At 61.7% G+C, this 17,446-nt stretch carries 20 protein-coding genes and 1 pseudogene; 9 read left to right on the top strand and 12 right to left on the bottom strand.

The genetic code is table 11. The features are described from left to right. The 3 genes from ycaC to BM017_RS27955 all read left to right on the top strand — a co-directional run. Positions 1 to 490, top strand: a 490-nt coding sequence (ycaC, locus tag BM017_RS27965; RefSeq protein WP_092250599.1) for an isochorismate family cysteine hydrolase YcaC, incomplete at its 5' end; no start/stop codon positions are given. Positions 491 to 639: 149 nt separating this feature from the next. After that, positions 640 to 1,206, top strand: a complete 567-nt coding sequence (locus BM017_RS27960) for a hypothetical protein (RefSeq protein ID WP_092250596.1) — start codon at positions 640 to 642, stop codon at positions 1,204 to 1,206. A 29-nt stretch (positions 1,207 to 1,235) separates the two neighbouring features. Continuing rightward, positions 1,236 to 1,670, top strand: a complete 435-nt coding sequence (locus tag BM017_RS27955) for a hypothetical protein (protein WP_071489871.1) — start codon at positions 1,236 to 1,238, stop codon at positions 1,668 to 1,670. A 15-nt stretch (positions 1,671 to 1,685) separates the two neighbouring features. On the opposite strand, the pseudogene BM017_RS27950 reads toward BM017_RS27955, so the two are convergent. After that, positions 1,686 to 2,717 (bottom strand): annotated as a pseudogene (locus BM017_RS27950) (YhcG family protein). Positions 2,718 to 2,903: 186 nt separating this feature from the next. Between BM017_RS27950 and BM017_RS27945 the strand changes: the two are divergent. The 6 genes from BM017_RS27945 to BM017_RS27920 all read left to right on the top strand — a co-directional run bounded on the left by BM017_RS27945 (position 2,904) and on the right by BM017_RS27920 (position 9,188). After that, on the top strand, positions 2,904 to 3,548 hold the full coding sequence (locus BM017_RS27945; RefSeq protein WP_092250593.1) for an NAD(P)H-dependent oxidoreductase: 645 nt from the start codon (positions 2,904 to 2,906) through the stop codon (positions 3,546 to 3,548). Then, positions 3,487 to 3,864, top strand: a complete 378-nt coding sequence (locus BM017_RS27940; protein ID WP_071489868.1) for a MerR family transcriptional regulator — start codon at positions 3,487 to 3,489, stop codon at positions 3,862 to 3,864. The genes BM017_RS27945 and BM017_RS27940 overlap by 62 nt, the downstream gene beginning before the upstream one ends. A 158-nt stretch (positions 3,865 to 4,022) precedes the next feature. Then, positions 4,023 to 4,265: an exodeoxyribonuclease VII small subunit gene (locus tag BM017_RS27935; protein WP_003176346.1), complete on the top strand. Its 243-nt coding sequence runs from the start codon at positions 4,023 to 4,025 to the stop codon at positions 4,263 to 4,265. Continuing rightward, positions 4,262 to 5,149, top strand: a complete 888-nt coding sequence (gene ispA / locus BM017_RS27930; RefSeq protein WP_092250590.1) for a (2E,6E)-farnesyl diphosphate synthase — start codon at positions 4,262 to 4,264, stop codon at positions 5,147 to 5,149. The genes BM017_RS27935 and ispA overlap by 4 nt, the downstream gene beginning before the upstream one ends. A 110-nt stretch (positions 5,150 to 5,259) precedes the next feature. Next, a complete protein-coding gene (gene dxs / locus BM017_RS27925) occupies positions 5,260 to 7,158 on the top strand; it encodes a 1-deoxy-D-xylulose-5-phosphate synthase (protein WP_092250587.1) in 1,899 nt (632 codons plus the stop codon). Positions 7,159 to 7,298: 140 nt separating this feature from the next. Continuing rightward, positions 7,299 to 9,188 carry a TonB-dependent receptor domain-containing protein gene (locus tag BM017_RS27920; RefSeq protein WP_092250584.1) on the top strand — a complete coding sequence of 630 codons (1,890 nt, stop codon included), beginning with the start codon at positions 7,299 to 7,301 and terminating at the stop codon, positions 9,186 to 9,188. Here BM017_RS27920 and BM017_RS27915 read toward each other — a convergent pair. The 11 genes from BM017_RS27915 to nrdR all read right to left on the bottom strand — a co-directional run bounded on the left by BM017_RS27915 (position 9,185) and on the right by nrdR (position 17,375). Further along, positions 9,185 to 9,967, bottom strand: coding sequence for a cobalamin-binding protein (locus BM017_RS27915; protein ID WP_092250581.1), 783 nt, complete (start codon positions 9,965 to 9,967; stop codon positions 9,185 to 9,187). The genes BM017_RS27920 and BM017_RS27915 overlap by 4 nt on opposite strands. Continuing rightward, entirely contained in the window at positions 9,964 to 10,383 is a 420-nt protein-coding gene (locus BM017_RS27910; RefSeq protein ID WP_092250578.1) for a nuclear FMR1 interacting 1 family protein, read from the bottom strand. The genes BM017_RS27915 and BM017_RS27910 overlap by 4 nt, the downstream gene beginning before the upstream one ends. Further along, complete coding sequence (ribA, locus tag BM017_RS27905; RefSeq protein ID WP_016978544.1) at positions 10,380 to 10,997, bottom strand: GTP cyclohydrolase II; 618 nt, start codon at positions 10,995 to 10,997, stop codon at positions 10,380 to 10,382. The genes BM017_RS27910 and ribA overlap by 4 nt, the downstream gene beginning before the upstream one ends. A 129-nt stretch (positions 10,998 to 11,126) precedes the next feature. Beyond that, complete coding sequence (locus tag BM017_RS27900) at positions 11,127 to 11,846, bottom strand: substrate-binding periplasmic protein (protein WP_092250575.1); 720 nt, start codon at positions 11,844 to 11,846, stop codon at positions 11,127 to 11,129. A gap of 66 nt (positions 11,847 to 11,912) precedes the next feature. Continuing rightward, positions 11,913 to 12,878 carry a thiamine-phosphate kinase gene (gene thiL, locus BM017_RS27895; protein ID WP_092250572.1) on the bottom strand — a complete coding sequence of 322 codons (966 nt, stop codon included), beginning with the start codon at positions 12,876 to 12,878 and terminating at the stop codon, positions 11,913 to 11,915. Positions 12,879 to 12,896: 18 nt separating this feature from the next. Further along, entirely contained in the window at positions 12,897 to 13,397 is a 501-nt protein-coding gene (gene nusB, locus BM017_RS27890; protein WP_010206836.1) for a transcription antitermination factor NusB, read from the bottom strand. Then, positions 13,394 to 13,870: a 6,7-dimethyl-8-ribityllumazine synthase gene (gene ribE / locus BM017_RS27885; protein ID WP_003176356.1), complete on the bottom strand. Its 477-nt coding sequence runs from the start codon at positions 13,868 to 13,870 to the stop codon at positions 13,394 to 13,396. The genes nusB and ribE overlap by 4 nt, the downstream gene beginning before the upstream one ends. Positions 13,871 to 13,960: 90 nt before the next feature. Continuing rightward, positions 13,961 to 15,052 (bottom strand): bifunctional 3,4-dihydroxy-2-butanone-4-phosphate synthase/GTP cyclohydrolase II, encoded by a 1,092-nt coding sequence (gene ribBA, locus BM017_RS27880; RefSeq protein ID WP_092250569.1) that lies wholly within the window; start codon positions 15,050 to 15,052, stop codon positions 13,961 to 13,963. 15 nt (positions 15,053 to 15,067) lie between these two features. Next, complete coding sequence (locus BM017_RS27875; protein ID WP_071489859.1) at positions 15,068 to 15,730, bottom strand: riboflavin synthase; 663 nt, start codon at positions 15,728 to 15,730, stop codon at positions 15,068 to 15,070. A gap of 47 nt (positions 15,731 to 15,777) precedes the next feature. Further along, positions 15,778 to 16,914, bottom strand: coding sequence for a bifunctional diaminohydroxyphosphoribosylaminopyrimidine deaminase/5-amino-6-(5-phosphoribosylamino)uracil reductase RibD (gene ribD / locus BM017_RS27870; RefSeq protein ID WP_071489858.1), 1,137 nt, complete (start codon positions 16,912 to 16,914; stop codon positions 15,778 to 15,780). Continuing rightward, positions 16,911 to 17,375: a transcriptional regulator NrdR gene (gene nrdR / locus BM017_RS27865; RefSeq protein ID WP_092250566.1), complete on the bottom strand. Its 465-nt coding sequence runs from the start codon at positions 17,373 to 17,375 to the stop codon at positions 16,911 to 16,913. Before nrdR ends, ribD begins: the two co-directional genes overlap by 4 nt. Positions 17,376 to 17,446 lie beyond the last annotated feature (71 nt).

Here is a 17,446-nt window from a genome sequence, read left to right as displayed (position 1 = left end):
CAAGTTCTTCAACCTGCCGACCATCCTCACCACCAGCTTCGAGCAAGGCCCCAATGGCCCGCTGGTGCCGGAACTGAAAGAGATGTTCCCGGACGCGCCCTACATCGCCCGCCCTGGTCAGATCAATGCGTGGGATAACGAAGACTTCGTCAAGGCAATCAAGGCCACCGGTCGCAAGCAGATCATCATTGCCGGCGTGGTCACCGATGTGTGCGTAGCGTTCCCAACCCTGTCGGCGCTGGCGGAAGGGTTTGAGGTGTTTGTGGTGACCGATGCGTCGGGCACGTTCAATACCACGGTGCAGCAGGCGGCGTGGAGCCGGATGACGCAAGCGGGTGCGCAGTTGATGAACTGGTTCTCGGTGGCGTGTGAGCTGCATCGCGACTGGCGCAACGATATCGAAGGCCTGGGGAACCTGTTGTCCCAGCGCATCCCTAACTATCGCAACTTGATGAATGGGTATGCGGCGTTGACGGCGCGTAAGGACTAATTCAACCGCTGCACACACTAAGCCTGCCTTGAAACGCAGGCTTTTTTGGTTAACTAGCAATGCGCCATTAGCACACTCGCCCTAATTGAGACGGCACCGCCTCACCACTAAAGTCCTTCGCTTATTTCGAGTCTCAAGGAAGGACGCTATTGAATACCTTAACCAAAATCGGGCGCTACCTGGCACTGTTGCCCATTTTGCTGACCAGCACACCGCCGGTATTGGCCGATGAAGAAACACCGATCGGCGACTGGTCGATCATCTACGGCAGCGGTCGGGCCCATAAAAACGTGATGTATGTGGCCGATCGCACTTCGGTGGTGCCGTCGAACCACAACAAGGGCGCAAAACTGGTGGCCGTCACGGTGGTGTATGAAGAACCGGGCAAGCCCATGATCGATGTGTACAACATCGAAGTGCAGTGCTCCACGCGCAAGCTGCGCTTTCTTAACGGGCAGTCGGTTGCGCCATTTTCCTACACCCTTACGCACTTGAAGGTCTCCAACACGTGGCAGACGCCGAAGGAGTTCTGGCTCGACCGCACGCTCGCGTATGTCTGCGAACCGGGCAAGAGCAAGGACACCATCGCCATGGGCAAGATGACCCACCTGCAGATGATCCAGACCACCAAGGCCATGTTCCAGCAATTGGGGCCGACTCAGGAGAAGAGCCAGATGATCGATGACCTTGACGACATGCTGGGCAACAAGCGCTGAGCAACACTCACCTACAAGAAGGATTCACCATGCCTAAATGGACAAGGCTGTTGCTGGCTGGGCTTTGGTTGCCCGCCGTGCTGTTTATCAACGGGTGCCACCTTATTGCACAATCGCGCTGGGAAGGCCGGGACGTGCAAGAGGCGTTGGATTTGTTCGGCAAGCCCGACTCGATGAAGAAGCAGAATGCGCCCAATGGCGACACACAGGTGGTGATGACCTGGCACAAATCCTCCTCATGGACGACCACTGAAGCCGCCGGGACTTCAATGAATCACACCGGGAACGGGATGGTGTACACCGAGTATTACCAGCAGGTCGGGCACAGTTCGGATTGCAAGCTGGAAGCCACGGTGGATAAGACGAAGAAGATCGTGCTGTTCAGGATTGAGGATGGCCGGATCCTGCATGGCAAGTGCCTGAATGTGCCATTTGTACCGGGGTATATTCCGCCGGGCTTTTGAGGCTATCAGTCGGTTTTAACCCGCCAGTTCCCGCTCGATCTGCTCGATGCTTGGCAGGCTGGTTCGCAGCTCTGCGGGCAACGACTCAACCAGTTGATATTCCGCTACACCAATCGGTCGATTGTTATCGCGCAACGCATATTCGGCGACGACTTCGTTCTTGCTCTTGCACAACAGCAGGCCGATGGTGGGCCCGTCTTGTGGATGTTTAAGCTGGGCATCGACGGCAGCCAGATAAAAGCTGAGTTTCCCCAGATGCTCGGGTTTGAACTTGCCGGCTTTCAGTTCGATGACCACGTAGCAGCGTAGCTTCACGTGATAGAACAGCAGGTCGACAAAGAACTCATCGCCTCCGACATCCAACAGTACTTGCTGGCCGACAAAGGCGAAACCGGCGCCCAGCTCCAACAAAAAGTCGGTGACGTGCTTGATCAAGGCGTTTTCTATGTCGCGCTCCTGCGCGTCCAGGGCCAGGCTGAGGAAGTCAAATCGGTAAGGGTCTTTCAGCGACTCACGCGCCAGGTCGGATTGCGGTTTGGGCAGGTGGGTCTCGAAGTTGCTGACCGCCTTGCCACTGCGCTCCAACAAGCGGTTTTCGATGTGCATCACCAGCGAGTTACGCGACCAGTTGTTCTCTATCGCCTGGGCTATGTACCAGCGGCGGGTTTCGGGGCCGGGGAGTTTATCGAGCAACACCACATTGTGGCCCCAAGGCAATTGTGCAGCAGCCTGTTGCACAAATTCAGCATCTGACCACGCCTCGGCAAAAGCACGCATGTACTTGAGATTACGCGGCTAAAAACCCTTCATTCGGGGAAAGGCCGCACGCAGATCCTGGGCAAGTCGATCAATGACTTTGCTGCCCCAACCCTGCTCCGCCTGGCGGGTCAAAATGTCGTGGCCAATCTGCCAATAGAGCAACACCAATTCCCGATTCACCGCCAGTGTTGCGCGCTGTTGCGCCGCATGAATACGGCCTTTCAGGTCGGTCAGCCAGTCACTGTAGCCCGCTGGTGGTGCGGTCAAGCCGATACAGGGTTCGCTCATGCCATGTCACTCTGGAGTTTTGAGGCAGGCTAGTCAGGCGCATTGACGGTCACAAGGGGCGAAGGTCGTTCCAGGAAGGCCCCTTCAATAACCACAGAAACGTCCTGCTGGCCATTGCGGACTACTGACTTGACTCTCCCCTATACAGCAGCCTTTACCCTGGAACACCCTGTTCAGGACCTCCCCATGACCCCGCGTACCCTGGTGATCCTCGGCCATCCTTCCGCCTCCAGCTTTTGTTCAGCCCTGGCCGATACCTACATCCAGGCGGCAAAAACCGCCGGCCATGAAGTACGTGTCGTACGCTTGGGCGACCTGGCTTTCGACCCCGTCCTTCATCACGGTTACACCCAGATTCAGCCGCTGGAGCCCGACCTGCTCAGCGCGCAATCCGACATCCTCTGGGCCACTCACCTGACATTTGTTTTCCCGATCTGGTGGGGTGGCATCCCGGCGTTGATGAAGGGCTTTATCGACCGAATCTTCCTACCCGGTTTTGCCTTTAAATACCGAGCGGGCAAGGCTTTTCCTGACAAACTGCTCCACGGCCGAACGGCACATCTACTGGTGACCCTGGACACGCCGCCATGGTATTACCGTTGGTTCTATCGCATGCCGGGCATTCACCAGATGCGCAAGACCACGCTGGGGCTTTGTGGTGTCAAGACTGCAAACACGCTGCTGTTCGGGCCGGTGCTGGGCTCCACTGCGGCGCAGCGGGATACATGGCTGAAACAGGCCGGCGCTTTAACGGAAAAAAGGAGTTTTCATGTACATCGGCAAAGCCGCGCAGTTGTCGGGCACGACCATCAAGGCGATTCGTCACTATGAGGCGATCGGACTGCTGCCAGAACCGCGGCGTCAGGGCCAATACCGGGTCTATTCGGCGCAGAACGTTGAGCTGTTGATGTTTATCAAGTGCGCGCAGCAATTGGGGTTCAAGCTCAAGGAGTTGCAGGAGATTCTTGCAGGTCACGTAGGCGATGTATTGCCCTGGGAGCGGGCGGACCAGGCAATCGCAGACAAGAAGCAGGAACTAGCCCTGAAAATTGCCGCGCTACAGGAAATGCACGTGGGATTGCAGACATTTGAAGCACAGTTGAAAACATCACAAGAACAATGCTCGTCAATGGCGCAAAGATCCTGACCGGCGGTGAGCCGAATAAAATGGGTATACGGCTCATTTGATGAGCCGAATAGGGCGCTTATTCGGCTCACCGCCTGAACACCCTCCCCCGCTCATTTGCCCAGAATCCCCATGTCTGCTAGTGTCCCGCCGGTTTACCGTCTACCGGAATAGCCGCCATGGCCCGCAAAAAAGTTGCACTCGATTTCGAACAATCCCTCGCCGACCTGCAAACCCTGGTCGAGCGGCTGGAGAACGGCGAGTTGTCGCTGGAAGACTCGCTGACGGCGTTTGAGCAAGGCATCGGCCTGACCCGTGACTGCCAGAGCGCGCTGGCGCAGGCGGAGCAGAAGGTGCAGGTGTTGCTGGAACGTGACGGGGAGTTGGCCGAAGAACCTTTCGATGCGGAACAGCCCGAATGATCGACGCGTATCAGGCCAGTAGCCAAGCCCGGGTCAATGCGGCGTTGGAACCCTTGTTTGTTGCGCCAAGCCCCGAACTCAAGCGTCTTTATGAAGCCATGCGCTACAGCGTGATGAATGGCGGCAAGCGCGTGCGTCCGTTGCTGGCCTATGCAGCGTGCGAAGCCTTGGGCGCAGACGCCGAACAGGCCAACGGCGCGGCCTGTGCGGTGGAGTTGATCCACGCCTACTCCCTGGTGCATGACGATTTGCCGGCGATGGACGACGACGATTTGCGTCGCGGCCAGCCCACCACCCACAAAGCCTTCGATGAAGCCTGCGCGATCCTCGCCGGTGATGGCCTGCAAAGCCTGGCGTTCAGCGCACTGCTGGACCCGGCATTGAGCAGCGTGAATGCCGAGATCCGCTTGCGCATGGTCACCGCCCTGGCGATGGCGGCAGGCCCGGCCGGCATGGTCGGCGGCCAGGCCATCGACCTCGGCTCGGTCGGCCGGAAGCTTGATCAACAGGCGCTGGAATACATGCACCGCCACAAGACCGGTGCCCTGATCGAAGCTGCCGTACACCTGGGAGCACTTGCCAGTGGGCGGGCCGAAGCCGCTCAGTTGGCCGCGCTGAAGACCTACGCGCGGGCCATTGGCCTGGCATTCCAGGTGCAGGACGACATTCTCGACGTAGAAAGTGACACCGCCACCCTGGGCAAACGCCAGGGCGCCGATATCGCTCGGGACAAACCGACTTATCCTGCGCTGCTCGGGCTGCAAGCCGCCAAGGCCTATGCCCTGGAACTGCGCGACCAGGCCCTGGATGCCCTGCGACCTTTCGACGCGGCGGCCGAGCCACTGCGTGACCTGGCGCGGTATATCGTCGAACGTCGGCACTGATAACGGCGGCCTTTGCGGCCGCATATCGGCCAAGTTCGGCGCTCCGCGTGGGCAGTTTGCGATGCTTGAGGTAAACTGCCGCCTCTTCTATACCTATAACGATTCGCCTGATGCCCACGACGTTTCAAGAGATTCCCCGCAAGCGCCCGTCCACGCCCCTGCTCGACCGTGCTGTCACGCCGGCCGGCCTGCGTCGACTCGGTGAAGCCGAGCTGGAAACCCTGGCCGATGAGTTGCGCCTGGAATTGCTCTACACGGTCGGCCAGACCGGTGGGCATTTTGGTGCCGGCCTGGGCGTCATCGAGCTGACCATCGCCCTGCATTACGTGTTCGACACCCCGGACGACCGGCTGGTGTGGGACGTGGGCCATCAGGCGTACCCGCATAAAATCCTCACGGGCCGCCGCGAGCAAATGGGCACCCTGCGCCAGAAGGACGGCATTGCCGCCTTCCCGCGCCGCGCCGAGAGCGAGTACGACACCTTTGGCGTCGGCCACTCCAGCACCTCCATCAGTGCCGCGCTGGGCATGGCGATTGCCGCCCGCCTGCAAGGCAGCGACCGCAAGGCGATCGCGGTGATCGGTGATGGCGCGCTGACCGCTGGCATGGCGTTCGAAGCGCTCAACCATGCACCGGAAGTGGACGCCAATATGCTGGTGATCCTCAACGACAACGATATGTCGATCTCGCGCAACGTCGGTGGCCTGTCCAATTACCTGGCCAAGATCCTTTCCAGCCGCACGTACGCGAGCATGCGCGAAGGCAGCAAGAAGGTGCTCTCGCGCCTGCCCGGCGCGTGGGAAATTGCCCGGCGCACCGAAGAGTATGCCAAAGGCATGCTGGTGCCCGGCACGCTGTTCGAAGAGTTGGGCTGGAATTACATCGGCCCCATCGATGGCCACGACCTGCCGACCCTGATCGCCACGCTGCGCAACATGCGTGACCTCAAGGGCCCGCAGTTCCTGCATATCGTCACCAAGAAAGGCAAAGGCTTCGCCCCGGCGGAAGTCGACCCGATTGGCTATCACGCCATCACCAAGCTGGAACCCCTGGACGCTCCTGCCGCCGCGCCGAAAAAGGCTAGCGGGCCGAAGTACTCCGGTGTGTTCGGCGAATGGCTGTGCGACATGGCCGCCGCCGATCCGCGCCTGGTGGGCATTACCCCGGCGATGAAGGAAGGCTCCGACCTGGTGGCGTTCAGCGAGCGTTTCCCGCTGCGCTACTTCGACGTGGCAATTGCCGAGCAGCACGCGGTCACGTTTGCCGCCGGCATGGCCTGCGAAGGCGCCAAGCCAGTAGTGGCGATCTACTCCACGTTCCTGCAGCGTGGCTACGACCAGTTGGTGCATGACGTGGCAGTGCAGAACCTCGACGTACTGTTCGCCATCGACCGCGCCGGCCTGGTGGGCGAAGACGGCCCGACCCACGCCGGCAGCTTCGACCTGTCCTACCTGCGTTGCATCCCCGGCATGCTGGTGATGACGCCAAGTGATGAAAACGAACTGCGCAAGATGCTCAGCACCGGCCACCTGTATAACGGCCCGGCCGCCGTACGTTACCCGCGCGGCAATGGCCCGAATGCGGTGATCGAAAAGGACCTGGAGCCTATCGAGATCGGCAAGGGCATCGTGCGTCGCCAAGGCAGCAAGACCGCTTTCCTGGTGTTCGGCGTGCAATTGGCCGAAGCGCTGAAAGTCGCCGAGAAGATCGACGCCACCGTGGTCGACATGCGTTTCGTCAAACCATTGGACGAAGCCTTGGTACACGAGATTGCCGGCAACCATGAGCTGCTGGTGACCGTCGAAGAAAACGCAATAATGGGTGGCGCCGGTGCGGCGGTCAGCGAGTTCCTGGCGCGGGAGAATATCCTCAAGTCGGTGCTGCACCTGGGCTTGCCGGATGTGTATGTCGAACACGCCAAGCCGGCGCAGATGCTGGCCGAGTGTGGGTTGGACGAGGCCGGTATCGAGGCGTCGGTGCGTGAGCGCATGGCGTTGATCGGCCGGTAGAAACCGGATCAAAAGGTGGGAGGGGGCTTGCCCCCGATAGCGGTGGATCAGCCAAAATTTTGCTGACTGACACGACGCTATCGGGGGCAAGCCCCCTCCCACATTTGATTTGCATCACCTTCAAATGCTATGGACAGCCCATGAATCGCCTTCGCCTCGCCCTGCCCCTGCTGCTCCTGCCCTCTTCGGAATTGCTAGCCGACACCCGCGACGACGCGCTGAAGCTCCCCAACGTGGTCATCAGCGCCAACCGCCAGGTCCAGGCGCGCAACGACAGCAGCGCCGCCAACACCGTATTCACCCGCGACGACATCGACCGCCTGCAACCCACCAGCCTCACTGACCTGCTCAGCCGTGTGCCCGGCGTGCAAATAGCGCCCACCGGTGGCCGTGGCAGCTTGCCCGGGGTCTATATCCGTGGCACCAAATCCGCACAAAGCCTGGTGTTGGTGGACGGCCAGCGCATTGCCAATAGCACCTCCGGCGACAGCGGCTTGCAATACCTGAACGTCGACCAGATCGAACGGGTGGAAGTGCTGCGCGGTTCACGTTCGGTAATCTACGGCAGCGATGCGATTGGCGGGGTGATCCAGGTGTTTACCCGGCGCAATGCCGGGCAAGGCCTGCAACCGCGTCTGAAGCTCGGGTTTGGCAGCAACAAGACCTGGGAGCGCAGCCTCGGCCTGTCCGGTGGCGATGAATACACGCGCTTCAACCTCGGCGCGAGCCTGGATGAGACCGCCGGCATCAACTCGACGCACACCTCATTCCCCAGCGATGGCGATCATGACGCCTACCGCAACCAGTCCCTCAGCCTGAACCTCAGCCATTCCTTCAGCAATGCGCTGGAGGCGGGGTTCAACCTGTTGGATAACCGCGGCAAGTCGGAGTACGACAACAGCTTTGGCCGCTACGACGTCGCCACCGGGCAAACGGTGGGGCAAAAGCCCTACACCGACTACACCGTGAGCAGCGCCAGCGGCTATGTCGACGCCACGCTCAACGAGCGCTGGCAATCGCGCCTGGAACTGGGCCATAGCGAGAACCGCGACACCAAGCGCGACACCCTCAGTGATGACTTCAGTGTGTTCAACACTTACCGCGACTCGGTCAACTGGCAGAACGACCTGACGCTGAATGAGCAGAACAGCCTGATTCTCGGCGGCGACTGGTACGAGGACCGCTTCCACGGCTCCACCACCCTCACCGAAAACAGTCGCTGGAACCGCGCAGCCTTTGTGCAGCATCGCTTCCATGGCGAATGGTTTTCCACCGAGCTGGGGCTGCGGCGTGACCAAAACCAGCAGTTTGGCGGGCAGAACAGCTGGAGCGGCACGCTCACGTTGCCAGTCAACCCGGACAACGACCTGCTGCTGAGCTACAGCGAGGGCTTCCGCGCCCCGACGTTCAATGACCTGTATTACCCGGACGAGTACGGCTTCAAGAACAGCAACCCAAACCTGAAGCCCGAAACCTCGAAAAGCTACGAACTGCAATGGCGTAGCCAACTCAGCGACACCAGCCGCCTGGAAGCTTCGCTGTACCGTACCGATATCCAGGATGCGATCGTGTTCGGCAGCGACGGCCCGCAAAACGTCAGTTCGGCGCGCATCAACGGCTTCGAAGCCGCGCTCAAGCAAGAGCTGTTCGGCTGGCAAGGCAGCCTGGGACTGGCACTGATTGATCCACGAGACCGCGATTCCGGACATACGCTGGCGCGTCGCGCCAGGCGCACCGTGAGCCTGGACCTGGATCGCCAATTCGACCAATTCGGCGTCGGCGCCAGCTGGCAAGCGGTCAGCAGCAGCTACGACGACGCGAAGAACCAGCAACCGTTGGCTGGCTATGGATTGCTCGGGCTGCGCGCCAGTTGGACGCTGAACCGTGAAGTCACGCTGAGCATGAAGCTCGATAACTTGCTGGACAAGGCCTACAGCCGGGCGCTGTATCAGTACCAAGGCCAGCAATATGGCTACCGGGAAGAAGGCCGGGCGCTGATGGTTGGCGTGACCTGGACGCCGGACCTCTAGCGGGGCGCGATTACCTCACACAATCGGGCTACGGCTTCCAGCATCTGCCCGCTGGGCCGCTCCAGGCCTTTATCCGGCACCCGTCGCACCCGCTCAGCCATCGTCGGCCAGACCTTCCAGGCCTCCTTCTGCGCCTGGTCGCCCACCAGAATCATCTCGGGATCACGCTGCAACACCGACTCAATGCTCACCTGCGGGGCCGGCAGCTTGAGGTCATCAAACACATTGCGCGCGCCGCATACCTTTAACGCATCGCTGATGATCTGCCCGCCACCCACGGTGTACAGCGGCTTATTCCATACCTGGTAAAACACGCGCAATGGCTCGGCGCGCTGATAGCGCTGTCGCAGCTCGGCCAGGCGTTGGCGCAACTGCGCGGCCAACTGTCGACCCGCGTCAGCGCGACCCAATTGCTCGGCAATAGCCTGGACCTGGGTGGTGAGCTGTTCAAGGCTATGGGGTTCGGCGACGTACACCGGGATATTCAGGCGCTGCAATTGCTCACGCTGGGCCGGGCCGACGCTGCCGGGCCAGAGCAGGATCAGGTCGGGCTTGAGGCTGAGCAGGCGCTCCATGTCCATCTGACCGTAATGCCCCACTGACGGCACCTGCGCCAAGGCCGCCGGGCGTTCGCCGCCGTCGAGCACGCCCACCAGCACATCGGCTGCGCCCAGTTCGACCACGATTTCAGACAGGGACGGCGCCAGGCTCACCACTCGCTCGGCCGCCAGCGCCTGGGCACTGAATACCAGCAACACGGCCAGCCAGTGGCGAATCATCCCAGTTGACGGGGAATGCGGTAGAGGTAGAACAGCACCACGGTCGACAGCGCCAACAGAAACAGTGGCACCGCTTCCAACCCGACGAAGACCGACAACGCACCGACCCAGGCCGGTACGGCGGCAACCAGCAACGCCGTGCGCCGACGCGCCGCCAGGGTGATCCAGGCAGCCGGTTCTTCGGGGGTATCGAGGGCTTTGGAGGTGGCAATCAACGCGTGTTTATAGCCGTTGAAGTAGCGCAGGCTGAGGAACATCGAGGCCACGCCGGCAATGAAGAACGGCATGGCCAGCACCGGCAGCAGGGATTCGGCCTGGCCGAACACCAGGTTGAGCACAAACAGGGGGAGCAGCGCCAGGGCCAGGTACTGCCACCAATTGAAGGACAGTCGCCGTTTCACCTGGCCTCGGGTCACGCGCGGTCGACCTCGCCCTGGTGCTCGTTGCCCATCATATGGTCAAGCTTGCTGGCCTTGGTGGCCAGGTAGAGTTTGTTGTGCGGGTTGTGCCCGGTGTGCAGCGGCACACGCTCGGCCACAGTGATGCCCATCTCGGTCAAGGCTTTGACCTTGCGCGGGTTATTGGTCATCAGGCGCAGGGATTTGACGCCCAGGTGCTCGAGCATCGGCAGGCAGATCGCGTAGTCACGCTGATCGGCGGCAAAGCCCAGGCGCTCGTTGGCCTCGACGGTATCGGCGCCGCCATCTTGCAGCTCGTAGGCGCGGATCTTGTTCATCAGGCCAATGCCACGGCCTTCCTGGCGCAGGTACAACAGCACACCACGGCCTTCACGGGCGATCGCGCGCATGGCGGCCTCCAGTTGCGAACCACAGTCGCAACGCTGGCTGAACAACGCATCACCGGTCAGGCATTCGGAGTGCACCCGGCCAAGCACCGGTGCGCCATCGGCGATATCGCCCAGGCTGAGCACGACGTGCTCGCGCCCGGTGGCTTCTTCGAGAAAGCCGTTCATGGTGAACGTGGCAAAAGGGGTAGGCAGCTTGGAAGCGGCGACGAAAACGACGGGCACCGTGTGCTCCTGATTTCAGTTTTTACAGAGGCGGCCATTGTAACAGCAGGTTCCTACAGACGCTTAAGCTGAATTATCGCTGATAAAGATCAATAGGTTCGATTGGCCTTCGACCTGGTTCTATGCACGTCAGAACGGATAGGGTTGTTTCCAGCGCTCGAATATCGGCTTTAACTCACCGCTTTTCACCAGGGCCGCCATGCGCTGGTCAAAGACAGCCATCAAGCCCCGGCCCTGCTCGTTATCGGCAAACCCGATGTACAACGGCAGTTCGGCAATCGGCGTCAGCGTGAACTTCGAGGGATCATCCGCCTGACTGAGCACGTACTTGGCCTCGGCCAACGCATCAATGTAGAAGTCCGCACGGCCGTGTAGCAGCATTGCCAAAATGCCATCGCGACGCTCGACCTGGTTGAAACGGCGCACATTGGGCAAGTACTCCTCGTACTTGTAGCCGCGCACCCAGGCCAGGCGGTAGTTACCCAGCGTGGCGATGGTGGGCGTCGGTGTGCTGGCCAGCCCCAGGGCGTAGATGTGGTCGGAATCGAAGTTCCAGTGGGGGTACAACACACCTTCGGCTTCATCGCGGTAGGAACCGACCCAACCATCCACCTCGCCGCGCTGGGCCAGGCCGACCGAGCGCGTGTAGGGCACGGAACGGGTCTGCAAGTTGATGCCGGCCGGCTCGAAGACCTGACGCAGTACGTCCCAGGCCAGGCCCGTGCCGTCTTTGTTGGTGTAGTCGCTCCATTCCTCACTCGCCAGCATGACCTTGCCGGGCACCTCCTGCGCCTGGACCACCGCTGTGAAGACACACAGTACGATCAGCAGCCAACGGCGCACATCCATGGTGACGACCTCCTACAGGGCCTTGCATGCGTGATAACGCTACACAGGGTAGCGCAGCTTGCCGATTCAGGGTGTCTCGCGAAAATGCTGATAACCACGGATGGCCGGGGTGATGTCCTGCCCGCTGCCATCGAGCAACGTGACGCCCTGCCCCGCTTCGACCTGGCCGATCACATGGATCGGCCAGCCATCGGCCAGCAACGGTGCCAGTTCGACAGGTGGCAGGGTGAACGCCAGCACATAGTCGTCGCCCCCACTCAGGGCTGCCACGCGCGCGTCATCATCGCCGACAAACGCCAACAGTGCCTGGGACATTGGCAACCGCTCGCGTTCGATCAACAGGCTGACCTTTGACGCCATCGCGATATGCCCGCAATCGGCCAGGAGCCCGTCGGAAATATCCATCGCAGACGTAGCCTTGCCACGCAGCGCCAGACCCAGGGCCAACTGCGGTTGCGGCGACCAGTAATGAGCGAGCAAGGGCTCGGCGATGGCTGCGTCGGCGCTGCGCTGGCCCAATACCAACGGCAAGGCGCCGGCGGCATTGCCCAGCTCGCCGCCGACACACAGCAGGTCACCCGGCTGCGCACCGCTGCGGGTCAAGGCTTGCCCGGCCGGCACGCGACCGAACACGGTCAGCGTCAAACTCAGGGGGCCACGGGTGGTATCGCCGCCCACCAGACCCACGCCACAGTTTTGCGCCATGAGGTTCAACCCCTGGGCATAGCGTTGCAGCCAATCGGCATCGACGGTTGGTGTGGTCAGGGCAAGGGTAAATGCGAGGGGGGTGGCGCCCATCGCCGCCAGATCGCTCACCGCCACGGCCAACGAGCGCTGGCCCAGCAGGAACGGGTCACAGGGGTCGGCAAAATGCACCCCGGCGACCAAGGTATCGGTGGAGATTGCCAACTGCTCCCCAGCGGGAAGTGCCAGCAAGGCGCAGTCATCGCCGATACCCAGGGCAATGCCTTCGCCGCCCTGCGCACAAGGCGCGGCGGCGAAGTAGTTGCGGATCAACTCAAACTCGCCCATTCAGGTTTCAAGCGCGATTCAGCGCTTGTACGCCTTCACTTCGGCTTCACGCAGGCGCGGGGCCAGCTTGTCGAGCACGCCGTTGACGAACTTGTGACCGTCGGTCGAACCGTAGACTTTCGCCAGTTCGATACCTTCGTTGATCACCACGCGGTACGGCACGTCGACGCGATACAGCAGCTCCCAGGCCGACAGGCGCATCACGCACAGCTCAACCGGGTCCAGCTCTTCGATGGTCAGGTCCAGGCAAGGCGCCAGGGCGGTGTCGATCTCGGTCAGGTGCGCGTGCACACCGTGCAGGATGTCGTGGAAATACGGCAGGTCGGCAAAGGTGAAATCGTTGTCGACGCGAAACTGTGCTTCGATCTCGTTCAACGACGCGCCCGCCAGGTGACGCTGATACAGCGCCTGGGTCGCCAACTGACGAGCAGCGCGACGCTTCTCGTTCTTCGAAGGCTTGCCAGCATCGGCTGGACGTGGCTCGCGCGGGTTGAAGTTGTCGCTCTCGTCGGAAATCACTTGGCCTCCAACTGCGACAGCAGGCTGACCATTTCCAGGGCGGACAGGGCAGCTTCAGCGCCTTTGTTGCCGGCCTTGGTGCCGGAACGCTCGATGGCTTGCTCGATGGAATCCACGGTCAGCACGCCGAACGCAACCGGTACGCCGAACTCCATGGACACCTGGGCCAGGCCCTTGGTGCATTCGCCAGCCACGTATTCGAAGTGCGGCGTGCCGCCACGAATGACCGCGCCCAAGGCGATGATCGCCGCGTATTCACCCTGTTGAGCAACTTTCTGCGCAACCAGTGGAATTTCGAAGGCGCCAGGGGCACGGATGATGGTGATGTCGCTTTCGCTCACACCGTGGCGAACCAGGGCGTCAACGGCACCGCTTACCAGGCTTTCAACCACGAAGCTGTTGAAGCGGCCAACCACCAGGGCATAGCGGCCTTTGGGGGCGATGAAGGTACCTTCGATGGTCTTCAGGGTCATTCGACAAATCTCTTAAAGAGCCGGGACGCGTGTATGACGCGTCCCTTAGTGATATTTGAACCGCGAACAAGGGGCGAAAATCGCCGGCCTTTATTCGGAGGGCACGTATTCTACTACTTCCAGGTCGAAACCGGATATCGCATTAAATTTCATCGGTGCGCTCATCAGGCGCATTTTGCGCACGCCCAGGTCACGCAGGATCTGCGAACCGGCCCCGACGATGCTGTAGGTGGTCGGTTTTTTCACCGGCGTGTGGTCCGCCGTTTCGCGGATATGCGCCAGCAGCACATCGCCATCCAGCGGGTGACCGAGCAGCAGCACCACACCGCTGCCGGCCTCGGAGACCGCAGCCATGGCAGCGCGCAGGCTCCAGCGACCCGGTTGCTTGACCATCAGCAGGTCGCGCAATGGGTCCATGTTGTGCACACGCACCAGGGTCGGCTCTTCGGCGCAAATGGTGCCCAGGGTCAACGCCATGTGCACGTCGCCTTCCACGGAATCACGGTAGGTCACCAAATTGAATTGGCCCAGTTCGCTGTCCAGTGGCTGCTCGGCAATCCGCTGAACGGTACGTTCGTGGATCATGCGGTAGTGAATCAGGTCGGCAATGGTGCCCACCTTGATGTTGTGTTCGGCGGCAAAGGCTTCGAGTTCAGCACGACGGGCCATGGTGCCGTCGTCGTTCATCACTTCGCAGATCACGCCGCAGGGCTCGAAACCGGCCATGCGCGCCAGGTCGCAGGCGGCTTCGGTGTGGCCGGCACGGGCCAGGGTGCCACCCGGCTGGGCCATCAGCGGGAAGATGTGGCCGGGGCTGACGATGTCTTCGGCCTTGGCGTCCTTGGCAGCAGCGGCTTGCACGGTGCGGGCGCGGTCGGCGGCGGAAATGCCGGTGGTGACGCCGGTAGTGGCCTCGATCGATACAGTGAACTTGGTGCCAAAACCCGAGCCATTGCGCGGCGCCATCAGCGGCAACTTGAGCAACTCGCAGCGCTCGCGGCTCATGGGCATGCAGATCAATCCACGGGCGTACTTGGCCATGAAGTTGATGTGCTCAGGCTTGCAGGCCTCGGCGGCCATGATGATGTCGCCTTCGTTCTCGCGGTCTTCGTCATCCATCAGGATGACCATCTTGCCTTGGCGGATGTCTTCAACCAGTTCTTCGATGCTATTGAGCGCCACGCGGCACCCCCTTGGTCAGGATTTCAGGTAGCCGTTAGCGGCCAGAAAACTTTCGGTGATGTTCCCGGTTGCAGGCTCTGCGGCCTTTTCGCCCAACAACAGGCGCTCCAGGTAACGGGCAAGCAAGTCCACTTCCAGGTTCACCCGGCGACCTGGCTGGTAAGACGCCATGATGGTTTCGCTGAGGGTGTGGGGAATGATGGTCAGTTCAAATTCGGCGCCGTTCACGGCGTTCACGGTGAGGCTCGTGCCATCGACGGTGATCGAGCCTTTGTGGGCGATGTACTTGGCCAGCTCTTTGGGCGCGCGGATGCGGAATTCCACGGCACGCGCGTTTTCGCTGCGCGCTACCACTTCGCCGACGCCGTCGACGTGGCCGCTGACCAGGTGACCGCCGAGGCGGGTGGTCGGGGTCAGGGCTTTTTCCAGGTTCACCGGGCTGCCGGCCTTGAGGTCGTTCATCGCGGTGCAGTCCAGGGTTTCCCGGCTGACATCGGCGGCAAAGCCGTTGCCCGGCAGGTCGATGACGGTGAGGCACACGCCGCTGACGGCGATGCTGTCGCCCAGCTTGACGTCGCCCAGGTCCAGCTTGCCGGTTTCAACCAGCAGGCGCACGTCGCCGCCTTTGGGGGTCATGGCGCGGATGCTGCCGATGGATTCGATAATGCCGGTGAACATGGCCTTCTCCTGGAAAACGGGACGGGCACTTGAGCGCCCGGTCAGAATTATACGCTCGCGGGTGGAAGCGGGATGGCAGTGACTCGCCAGTCGTCGCCTACAGCGCGCATTTCAGTGATCTTGAGTTGGGGGGCATCGGCCAGTTTCTCAAGCGGCCAGTCCAGCAAAGGCCGGGCAGCGGAGCCCAGGAACTTGCCGGCGACGAATATCACGTACTCATCCACCAGGCCTTGCTGGGCAAAGGCGCCCGCCAGGCTTGGGCCTGCCTCCACCAACACTTCGTTGACGCCACGGGCGGCCAAGGCGACCAGCGCCGAACGCAGGTCGACCTGGCCGTCAACGCCGGGCACCACCAGGCACTCGGGGCCACGGGGAAACTGGTTTTCCGGGGTCACGCAGGTGATGACCAGCGCCGGCCCGGCCTTGAAGAACGGTGCGTTGAGCGGCACGCGCAAACGGCCATCGATCAGCACGCGCAACGGCGGGCGCGACATGGCCAGCGCAGTGGTGGCTTCGTCCAGGCCGAGTTCGGCGGCGCGCACGGTCAGGCGGGCGCCGTCGGCCAACACCGTGTCGGCGCCGGTCAGCACCACACTGGCCTCGGCACGCAGGCGCTGCACGGCGGCGCGGGCCGCAGGGCCGGTGATCCATTGGCTTTCGCCGCTGGCCATGGCAGTGCGGCCGTCCAGGCTCATCGCCAGCTTGACCCGCACGAAGGGCAGGCCGTGCTCCATGCGCTTGAGGAATCCCGGATTCAACGCGCGGGCCTGGGCTTCCAGCACGCCACTCAAGACCTCGATCCCGGCTTGCGCCAGACGCTGCATGCCGCGCCCGGCCACTTCGGGGTTAGGGTCCTGCATGCCGGCCACGACACGGGCGACACCGGCCGTGACCAGGGCATCGGCGCAAGGCGGCGTACGCCCATGGTGGCTGCACGGCTCGAGGGTCACGTACACCGTGGCGCCACGGGCCTTGTCACCGGCGGCACGCAGGGCGTTGGGTTCGGCATGGGGTTCGCCGGTGCGCTCATGCCAGCCTTCGCCGACAACCTGCCCATCGCGCACGATCACACAACCTACACGCGGATTGGGATGGGTGGTGTACAAGCCTTTGCGCGCGAGTTCCAAGGCGCGGGCCATGTAATGGGCGTCGAGCACCGCTTGTTCGGCAGACGGTGGGTTCATTCTTGGGCAGGCTCCCGGGCCAGGCGGTCGATCTCTTCGCGGAACTCATTGAGGTCCTGGAAGCGTCGATACACCGAGGCGAAACGGATGTAGGCGACTTCGTCGAGCTTTTGCAGCTCGCCCATCACCAACTCTCCTACCACCAGACTCTTGACCTCGCGCTCGCCGGTCGCACGCAGCTTGTGCTTGATATGCACCAGCGCCGCCTCCAGCCGCTCGACACTCACCGGGCGTTTTTCCAGGGCACGCTGCATACCGGCGCGCAGTTTTTCTTCGTCGAAAGGCTGGCGGCTGCCGTCGGATTTGATCAGGCGCGGCAATACCAGTTCGGCGGTTTCGAAGGTGGTGAAACGTTCACCGCAGGCCAGGCATTCGCGCCGGCGACGCACTTGATCGCCCTCGGCGACCAGACGCGAGTCAATGACCTTGGTGTCGTTGGCACCGCAGAAGGGACAGTGCATGGTAGGCAGGCAACAAATAAAGGGAGGGCCATGGTAGCGCATCCCCGTGGCAAGACAAGCCATAGCCTTTA

The organism is Pseudomonas sp. NFPP04 (assembly GCF_900113815.1).
Taxonomy (GTDB): Bacteria; Pseudomonadota; Gammaproteobacteria; order Pseudomonadales; family Pseudomonadaceae; genus Aquipseudomonas; species Aquipseudomonas extremorientalis.
This window is presented reverse-complemented; position numbering and strand designations above follow the sequence as displayed.